Consider the following 7,171-nt stretch of genomic DNA (forward strand, 5'->3'; position numbering starts at 1 on the left):
CTTATTAAAGGGAAATCTAAAGATGAGGCTCTTGAAGTTATTGAAACCTTTCTTGGCATGATTAAGCGCGAAGAAAAAACCGATGAAGAATTGGAAACCTTAGGTGATGCTGTGGTTTTAAAGAACATTTCAAATATGCCTGCCAGAGTAAAATGTGCGGTTCTTGCATGGCATACCCTTAAAGAAAGTATTAATAAAACAGGAGAAAACCGATGAAGAAATATGTTTGTGTTGAATGCGGTTATATATACGATCCATCTATAGGAGATCCCTCTTTTGGAATTCCTGCAGGAACTACCTTTGAAGATCTTCCTGAAGATTGGTTTTGCCCCATCTGCGGAGAAACTAAGGATTGTTTTGAAGAACTGTAACTGATATTAACATTAAAAATAAAGTCTGAGATTTCAGTATCTCAGGCTTTTACTTTTCATTGTCCAAATTGGTTTTAACAAATCTGTAAACGTTATAGATAACAATACAAATAGAAATAAAACTTAATACAAAAAACACAGCTTTATATAGATATACAGACTCTGATGGAATTGATTTTAATATTTCTATTCCCAGTATTTTCACTGCTATGCTGTTACCACCTATTATGGTGATAGTATTTAAATCAGAAAAAAATCTAAAAGTTCCCCAGGAAGCTAGTCCAAAAACTAATGATAAAAATATGTTTACTTTTCCTTTTAACTTTCTTTTTAATATTCCTATTGATTTCATAATTGCTCCTTACATATACAAATTTCGCTATATATATCATATATTGTAGCATATTGTAGAATATAATTAAATATATATTATCACTTGTTGTAAGATATTTTAAATACTTAATAATTTTTGCAAATTGTTTAAACATAAAATAAAAGAGCTTAAAAGGTTAGTTTCCTTAGCTCTTTTTTATTTTTATCTATTTATTTTTCGACATTTTTAGGTTTATAAAGATAGTAAGCTCCTAAAGTTGGAGAGGTGTTGCCATGTATTATTTTAAAACCATCTAAGGATTTCGTAAGCTCTTTTTCAAAGCTGCTTTTTACTATAGTACACTTGTTTAAAACACTCCCTATAATTCCTATTTTAACATTTGATTTTAAATTAAGCTTATTACAAACCTGTAAACTTATCCTTGCTAAATCCCTTCCGGCATTTTTCAAAATATTTATAGAAGCTTTATCCCCGCTTTCAGCAGTTTTAACCACCACTGTTGCAAGAGATGCTATTTCTGCTTTTCCTTTTGAATAGACAAATCCCTTTATCTGTTGAGGGCTTTTTAAGGAAAGAGCTTGTAGTACATTATTGGATAAATTGTCCAGAGGCATTAAATCATCCTCTCTGGAGGCCATATTCTTTATTGCTTCCATGGCTATATAATATCCTGATCCCTCATCTCCTATAAGGTGTCCCCATCCTCCTGCTCTTGCACTTTTATTATTATGAATACCATAGCATATGGAGCCTGTCCCTGCTATAGTAAGAATTCCATCTTCTCCTTTTAGCAATGCAGCTAAAGCAATATCAGCATCATTCATAACTTTAATTTCAGTATTAAATTCCTTTTTTAAAGCCTGATAAACTATTTCCTTATTATTACCGCTTTCCACTCCAGCCAGTCCTAAAGCAATAAATACGCATTCATCCCCTTTAAGCTCATCCCTGCATTTATTTATAGTATCAAGTATGTTACTTAATGCGGATCCCGCATCTGAAGAAAGGTTTCCAGCTCCCCCCTGAACTTTATACAGCTCATTTCCTTCTAAATCGTAAGCGACAGCTTCTGTTTTTGTCCCTCCACCATCTATTCCTATTATATACTTCATAGTACTCCTCCTAAGAACGAAATTTAAAGCCAGCTAAAAGCTGGCTTTATTTATTTATATGATTTAAATGCAAATTTTGACCGTGGTTCTAAATAGTCTAATAGCATTATTTCATCCTCTTTTATTCTGCCAACAACATTAGTCTTTCCTGAGTTATCCATATCCTTTAATGCTATTTGCAATTCTCCTGCATACTGCATGTAAAGGTTGTTCTCAATAAGTATATCTCCTCTTTTAATATCTCTTGTGTTAAAAGCCTTAAAATCTCTTCCTCTAAATTTAACCCTGCTTTGAGTACTTCTTATTAAATAATCAGATACATCTCCTCTATAGAAATGAAATTCATCAAAGACTATTGTTTTTTGAAGCTCATCTACCCCATCATATAATTCAGCATTAAAAGTCAAAAGGCTTGGGTTGACCTCAGATAAGGCTTTCATCTCTTCTTCTGAAGGATAACAATTTGATATTATCACATCGTCTATTAAACCTGTAGCAAATAAGTGCTTAGCTTGTACATCAATAGGAAGATTTCTATGAATTTCTAAAGTAGGTAAACCTTCCATAATTGGCCAAGGTCCAAATTCAGCATTATTTGAAGATACAAAAGCTGCAGTTCTTAGCCCGTGAGCTTTAAACTGTTGGCTGCTTTTAATAAAGTGTTCATAAGATAATCCCGCATAACGGTGAGGATAAAAATTATGACATCCAATAAGATTATCCTTATTGGGCTTAAAGCTCATAATGTTATCCAGATATCTTGTAACATTGCTCATATTCACTTCAATTTTTAAATCATATGGATTAAAAGTCATTATTGCTTCTTCATTTCCTGTAAACCCCATGTCCAGCCTGACTCCATAGGCTCCCATTTCATGAAAAAAGGATAAATCATTATAGCTTATTTTAAGCTCATTAAATATCCTGGGACTTATATCTACTATAACTTCCATCCCTTTTGAATTTGCATAACTCACTGTTTTTTTAAATCCTTTTAAAATAGATTCTTTGTCTCCATCTACGGATAAGAGGCAGGTGAACACTCTTTTGAAGCCATACTTAGCCGCCAAATCTATATAGTGCATATCTCTTTCCACAGAGGAATGCATTGGGTAGAGGGATATTCCTAATTTACTCATAGTTTCCTCCTATTCACTTACTAATATTTCTATAAGGTTACATATATCATCATCGCTGTATTTAATTAGTATGCTGTCTTCTATATTTTTAAGCCTACTGCTTAAATACTCATATAATTCAAAGTGCCTTGAAAGTATGGCATTTAAATTTTCACATTTTGGAGTTTCGGCATTATTTATTATCCTTTCTGTCAAGCATCCGAAATGCATCAATATACCGTTAGTTTTTTCAATATCAAAGTGTAGTCCGTGTCTATATGCTATACTCTGAAGTATTGTGTAAAATTCCTTCAATATCTCCTTGCCCTGAGGAATTTCCAGGTGTTCTTTAAAAACTATCTCCATATTCTTAAAAAGTTCTCTGTTTTCTTTAGGGGTTGGAGCATAATGCTTTAGAAATTCATCTAAAGGATAGTATTCTATTCCCGGAATCTCTACTTTAAAAGCGCTTATTATGGAAATAACATTTGAAGTCTTCTTTATTCCATTTACTGCATCTATAAACTTTTCCTTATCCTTTATAGAAAGGTTTATAACCTTATATTCATCCTGAGGATACTTTTTATATATAAGTTCCTTAAGCTTTTCTGCTGTTCCATGTCCAGTGGAACATGCCGTTATTATCACTTTATCTTTTTTCACTCCGGCATCTTCGCTGAACTTCCCTAAATATCTGCTTTCTAAGTCTACGGATTCTGCTATTTCTTCAAGGTTTTGATTTATTAAAGCCTTTCTTGTTGCTTCAATAACCATAGGTGTACTTACCATATCTATGGCCATGGTTCTTATTCCTGTGGTTTCTTCTATTACTTGTCCAAAAAATTTTAAAGAACCCATATCCACTAATATTAAGGCTCCTCTTCCTTCATCATACTTCTTTACCATTTCTTTTATATTGTCCAATCCTTCTTCTGGCTTCATGGAAAGAGGTAAATCAAAGGCTTTTGCATGCTTTGTATTTAAAAGCTGATTTGCAACTTCAGCCATGGAGGTTGCTGTACTGCTCCCATGCATGGCAACTATTACCGCTACTCTGCCCTGTTTATCCTGTATATCAGCAGCAAAAAACATAGTTATAAATCCTATTTCATCCATAGGCACATCTATGTTGTATTTTTCTTCTACCTTTTCAGCAAGGAGCATTGCAACTTTAAACTCTTTTGGATACTGTCTCCTTATACTATTGAGCTTAGGATTTTCTATAAGTTTTCCTTCCTTTGCCCGTATAAAAAAGGTATCCAAATGTATTAATAATCCCATAAAAGTATTCTTAGACAGCTTCCTTTCCAATTTAAAAGCAGCCAAGTGCATAAACGCCTTGAGAAAATCATACAGCTCATTATTTATAATAAGCTTTATATCGTCTTCTTGATCCCTAGGTTCTAAGTTGCTTAAATATCTGCTTATATAAGTTTCAATTTCTTCAGATATCTTATCAGTGATAGCATTGCTGTCAAGGCCTGAACTGTGAAGATATTTTGACCTGTCTTCTATAAAATCATATATGTTATTTGATAAATCGTATTTATCATCTTCATTTGTATCATTTCCGTTTGTGAGGCTGCTGTGAATGTTAAGATTCAAATAGTCCTCTGCTTTCACCTTCTTAGCTGCAAGAAGACCTTTTTTTACTTCCTCACTGAAGTCCTCTGTTCGTATATAAACATCTTCCTGCTTCATCATGCTCCTTAAAAATGCTTTAGCACAGGCAATTTGTATATCACTTTTCAGCTGCCCTATGTTGTTAAGGCATTCATAATTTAAAAGAGCTGTAAGAGCCTGACTATCGATTTCTATTCCTTTATGAATTCTATTAGATTCTTCTTCTAAAAAATTCTTAATAAGCTGAAGCCTCTCCTCTAAGTTTCGCTCACGAAGTGGTGGAAGAGAAATGGTAACAGGTATCCTTCTTTTAAAGGTTCTCAATAATGTTGAGTCTGTATTTTCTGTAGTTGCACAGATAATCATAACTGTTATAGGAACTTCCTTAACACTGCCTAAGGGAACATAATAACCGTAGTCTATCAATGTAAACAGCATTTCCTGCCCTTCAGGAGGCAGACGGTGTATTTCGTCAAGAAAGAGCACTCCATCTCTGCTTTTTTCTATTATTCCCTCTTTATCCTCAGAAGCACCGGTATAAGCTCCCTTTTTCACACCAAAAAGATGTGATACCAGGAGCTGAGGGTTATTAGCATAATCAGCACAGTTAAATACCGCAAATCTGTTTTCATCCTTTACCCTTTTTATCTCCAATGCATACTTAAACATGCATTTTGCAAAAAAAGATTTTCCTACACCAGTTTCTCCTACTATTAGTGTATGAAGTCCATTAGGAGGATAAACGATAGCAGCTTTAGCTAGTGATATCTGATGCTTCAAGCTGCTATCTTTTCCTGTAAGATTGTCAAAGAAGTCATTTTGCGCTTCTAATAATACCGTAGTCTGAGCGTTTAAGTCTTTTTCTCCTTTATCTACAGTATAATAAAGTACAGGTCTTCCTTCCTTTTTTGCAATTAGTTCCTTGCTAATCAGCTTGGTGAGCTCCCTAACCACGTTAGGCCGCTTCATGTTAAGAAGTTTTGCCAGTTCACCTGCACTAATACCAACTACTTCACCCTGAACACTCTGTTTTTCACATATCTTAAGTAAAGTTTTGTACACATGCTCATGTTTCAAAGCTAATCACCATCACTTATCCTTCTTTTTAGGCTGGAACTTTGCAACTCCTTTAAGCTCGTTTTTTTCTACCATTTGCCGTGTTATTTCAAAAAACATTATACACATGACTGAGAATATAATCAAAAGTATTCTCCATACAAAACCCGGTAGTTCATCAAACAAAAACACAGGGACAAGAATAACGAAAGGTGACAGAAATCCTAATACCCATCTGTTTATTTTATACTTCTTAGTTATTTTTTTAGTTAAGTTTACTGAAAACAAAATAAATAAAATTGTTCCTAAGATATAAAACACAGTATACATAATCAATTACTCCCTTTTAAACTCTTTGCACATAGCTACCATCTGCTCTATTAAAGATTTTTCAGATATTGCTGTCATGAGCTGGTCCTGTGCATGAACCATTAATAGTGTCATTTTCAAATCTTCCCCGTTAATTTCAGCCTGTATTAGTTTAGTTTGAGTATTGTGAGCTATATCCAGCTCCTCCTGAGCTTTCGCAAGCAGCTCTTCCGCTGCCTGTGCGTCTCCTTCTCTCGCTGCCTTTAAAGCCTCATATGCATACCCTCTGGCATCTCCTCCATGGGATATTATTTCGAAAATTTCTGCTTCTAGCATTATAAGTCCCTCCGTATATAACTTAATTATTAAACTGCGGTAAATATTCCTTATTGATTTCTAATAACTCATTTACCAATTTTACTGCTGTAGATGCTGACGGTACTAACGGATGAGTTGCTAAAGCCAATATAGCTTTGTTTTTATCCCCTTTAACCGCCGCTTCTGCCGCATTTATTTCATAGGACTTCACTGCCTGTAATAGTCCTATAACCTCTGCAGGTAATTCATCTATATTTAAAGGTGTTACCCCTCTTCTATCCACTAAACAGTTAGTTTCAATTATGCTGTCTTTTGGAAGCTCTTTAATAGTCCCATTATTTACAGTATTTACAGTATGGATTTCTTTTTTATCATTATAAATAGCACTTATTAGAGATACTGCAGCATCTGAATAGTAGGCACCGCCTCTTTTTTCTAATTCTTTTGGTTTTTCCTGAAGGTTTTCATCCTTATACATCTCAAAGAGTCTTTCTTCCACAGCCTTAACTATCTCTGCTCTGGTACCCTTTCCGCCTTCCTTTGCCGCTTCCTTTTCTTCCTCAAGAAGCTTGTCAGTCATATAGAAATATCTATGATAAGGTGATGGAATCATGTTAAGGGCTCTTAAAAAGTCCGGATCCCATTTTAAATCCGCAATATTTTTCATACTTAAGCTGGCTCCGTCAAGGAGCTTTTCAATTACTTTGGAGGTTACATTTTCACCCTTTAAAAATACTTTTGTTCCCCAAAGCAGATGGTTTAATCCTGCAAATTCAACAAAAATATCTTTGCTGTCAGCTTCAAGCATAGCTGCTATATCCATCTTCATGTGTATAGGAACGTTGCATAGCCCGATGCACTTAATATTAGTATACTTATTAACAGCCTCAGTTACCAGCCCGGAAGGATTAGTAAAATTAATCAGCCACG

Annotated in this window: 8 protein-coding genes and 1 pseudogene; 2 read left to right on the forward strand and 7 right to left on the reverse strand. The window is 34.3% G+C overall.

Features of this window, described 5'->3' with window-relative positions:
* A pseudogene (locus TA89_RS08690) lies at positions 1–216 on the forward strand (iron-sulfur cluster scaffold-like protein); the annotation flags it as partial.
* Positions 213–371: a rubredoxin gene (locus TA89_RS18010; RefSeq protein WP_082023893.1), complete on the forward strand. Its 159-nt coding sequence runs from the start codon at positions 213–215 to the stop codon at positions 369–371. The pseudogene TA89_RS08690 and the gene TA89_RS18010, both read left to right, overlap by 4 nt.
* Before the next feature lie 49 nt (positions 372–420).
* Here the strand turns inward: TA89_RS18010 and TA89_RS08695 are convergent, their stop codons facing one another.
* The 7 genes from TA89_RS08695 to TA89_RS08725 form a co-directional block, all read right to left on the reverse strand.
* The gene (locus TA89_RS08695; RefSeq protein WP_040212575.1) at positions 421–723 is read right to left on the reverse strand and encodes a hypothetical protein; all 303 of its coding nucleotides are present in this window, start codon (positions 721–723) and stop codon (positions 421–423) included.
* Between the two features lie 191 nt (positions 724–914).
* Complete coding sequence (locus TA89_RS08700) at positions 915–1,817, reverse strand: N-acetylglucosamine kinase (RefSeq protein WP_040212576.1); 903 nt, start codon at positions 1,815–1,817, stop codon at positions 915–917.
* Between the two features lie 50 nt (positions 1,818–1,867).
* Positions 1,868–2,956 carry a DUF871 domain-containing protein gene (locus TA89_RS08705; protein ID WP_040212579.1) on the reverse strand — a complete coding sequence of 363 codons (1,089 nt, stop codon included), beginning with the start codon at positions 2,954–2,956 and terminating at the stop codon, positions 1,868–1,870.
* A 9-nt stretch (positions 2,957–2,965) separates the two neighbouring features.
* A complete protein-coding gene (locus tag TA89_RS08710; RefSeq protein WP_040212588.1) occupies positions 2,966–5,620 on the reverse strand; it encodes a sigma-54-dependent transcriptional regulator in 2,655 nt (884 codons plus the stop codon).
* A 27-nt stretch (positions 5,621–5,647) separates the two neighbouring features.
* Positions 5,648–5,944, reverse strand: a complete 297-nt coding sequence (locus TA89_RS08715; protein WP_040212581.1) for a hypothetical protein — start codon at positions 5,942–5,944, stop codon at positions 5,648–5,650.
* 6 nt (positions 5,945–5,950) lie between these two features.
* Positions 5,951–6,259 carry a PTS sugar transporter subunit IIA gene (locus tag TA89_RS08720; RefSeq protein WP_040212583.1) on the reverse strand — a complete coding sequence of 103 codons (309 nt, stop codon included), beginning with the start codon at positions 6,257–6,259 and terminating at the stop codon, positions 5,951–5,953.
* Positions 6,260–6,281: 22 nt separating this feature from the next.
* Positions 6,282–7,171: family 4 glycosyl hydrolase (locus tag TA89_RS08725; RefSeq protein ID WP_040212585.1), on the reverse strand; the 890-nt coding region annotated here is incomplete at its 5' end.

Source organism: Clostridium polynesiense, from assembly GCF_000820705.1.
Taxonomy (GTDB): Bacteria; Bacillota; Clostridia; order Clostridiales; family Clostridiaceae; genus Clostridium_AA; species Clostridium_AA polynesiense.

Bases quoted from the DNA above. Each gene is read 5' to 3' on its own strand.
- TA89_RS18010 (WP_082023893.1), top strand. From the start codon at position 213: ATGAAGAAATATGTTTGTGTTGAATGCGGTTATATATACGATCCATCT.
- TA89_RS08695 (WP_040212575.1), bottom strand. From the start codon at position 723: ATGAAATCAATAGGAATATTAAAAAGAAAGTTAAAAGGAAAAGTAAAC.
- TA89_RS08700 (WP_040212576.1), bottom strand. From the start codon at position 1,817: ATGAAGTATATAATAGGAATAGATGGTGGAGGGACAAAAACAGAAGCT.
- TA89_RS08705 (WP_040212579.1), bottom strand. From the start codon at position 2,956: ATGAGTAAATTAGGAATATCCCTCTACCCAATGCATTCCTCTGTGGAA.
- TA89_RS08715 (WP_040212581.1), bottom strand. From the start codon at position 5,944: ATGTATACTGTGTTTTATATCTTAGGAACAATTTTATTTATTTTGTTT.
- TA89_RS08720 (WP_040212583.1), bottom strand. From the start codon at position 6,259: ATGCTAGAAGCAGAAATTTTCGAAATAATATCCCATGGAGGAGATGCC.